Source organism: Frankia sp. CcCS3, assembly GCF_977927575.1.
The window spans coordinates 1-1,597 of the sequence record NZ_CDWRCL010000300.1; the positions used below are offsets into that span (position 1 = coordinate 1).

2 protein-coding genes are annotated in these 1,597 nt (G+C 66.1%); both read right to left on the reverse strand.

Annotated features, from left to right (window positions below; genetic code table 11):
- Positions 1 to 2: 2 nt before the first annotated feature.
- On the reverse strand, positions 3 to 254 hold the full coding sequence (locus AC08OQ_RS18235) for a DUF397 domain-containing protein (protein ID WP_476602226.1): 252 nt from the start codon (positions 252 to 254) through the stop codon (positions 3 to 5).
- Positions 251 to 1,111, reverse strand: a complete 861-nt coding sequence (locus AC08OQ_RS18240) for a helix-turn-helix domain-containing protein (protein ID WP_462189179.1) — start codon at positions 1,109 to 1,111, stop codon at positions 251 to 253. The genes AC08OQ_RS18235 and AC08OQ_RS18240 overlap by 4 nt, the downstream gene beginning before the upstream one ends.
- Positions 1,112 to 1,597: the final 486 nt, after the last annotated feature.

Genomic DNA, 1,597 nt, shown 5'->3' on the forward strand with positions numbered 1-1,597 from the left:
GCTTAACTTCGAAGAGCCGGGATGATCCGACTCCGGTCGAACTCGCCGTCCCGCGCGCCGGCCAGGAACGCGTCCCACTCGGCCGCCGAGAAGGCGAGCACCGGCCCGGTCGGGTTCTTCGAGTCGCGGACGGCGACGCCCCCGCCGAGCGCCGTGACCTCCACACACATACCGCCCGCGCCGTTGCTGTAGCTGCTCTTGCGCCAAGCCGCCCCGATGACATTGTCGATGATCGGCTTCATATATCTGGTCATTTCATTTCCTCTGCGACCGAGAGTATCATCTGGATGGACTCCTCCGGCCGCAGGGCTGCCGCCAGAAGATGATCCAGCTTCACTCTATAGCGCCTGACTTCGGAGGGGCGCTCAATATAGAGGCTTCCGGCCGCTTCCTCTATATAGACCACTTCGTTGTCTCCCGACTCGGGGAATCCGAGTATCGAGAATGTGCTTCCCAGGCTGGCATGCGCGCCCACGGAGAAGGGAAGCACCTGGATTGTCACGTTCGGCAGTTCGGACTGTTTGGCGAGGAACTCGAGTTGGCTTCGCATGATGGCTCTGCCGCCGATTGTCCGGCGTAGGACCGCCTCGTCCAGAATCACCCAGAGGCGAGGATGATCGGCGGCGGTGAGCCGGCGCTGCCGGTCCAGCCTGAGCGCGATCTTGCGTTCGGCCTCGTCCTCGCTCACCTCCGGATCGTCGGCTCGGATGACGTGCCGGGCGTAGTCGCTGGTCTGCAGTAGCCCATGGACGAGCTGCGATTCGTAGACCGAGATCGAGGCGGCGTCGCCCTCCAGGCCGATATAGATCTCGAACCAGGCGGGGACCACGTCGTGGTAGGTATGCCACCAGCCGTGGCGCCGGGACTCGCGGGCCAGGGCCAGCAACGCGTCCCGGCGTTCGTCGTCGGTCACGCCGTAGAGACCCAGCAGGTCGGACACGTCCCGGGTGCGGACCGGCACGCGGCCGTTCTCCATCCGACTGACCTTGGAAACCGAACAGCGCAGCAGCTGGCAGACCTCGTCGACGGAGATGCCCGCCCCCTCGCGGAGTCGTCGTAACTCGGCGCCCAGGCGCCTTCGCCGCACGGTCGGACCGCCGCTCGTGGCCATCGCTCGTCCTTCGGGCTCTTCGGGGTGATGGATGCATCCTGCCACTTGTTCGCCACTCCTCACCCAGGGCGCGCATCGCTGGGTAGCGAAACTCTTACAGAAGTTCTTGCAGAAGAGGCGTGCAGGGGTCATGCTTACCTTGAGTAGCGATTATGCACCTCAAGGTGAGAGTTTGGGGTAGAGCTGGTTGCGGGGAGACGTCGATGGTCATCGCGCAGGGTCCGGGATGTCGGTAGGGAGACCGCGCCGAGACACGGTGCCCCGCACCTGTGGTGCCTCCATGCCCGGCGGCCGCGTCGCCGGTCCCGCAGGTGTCGACGCCGTCAGGCGTCAACCGTCAGGCGTCAACCGCCAGCCGCCGGTTCCGGGTGAGTGGATGACGATCCTCGCCCGGAGCCGGCCATCTCGCCGTTGTCCGCCGCGCTGTCCCCGTCGCGCGGCTCTCCGTCGTGCGGCTGTGCGCGGGGGGGGGGGGGGGGGGGTTTT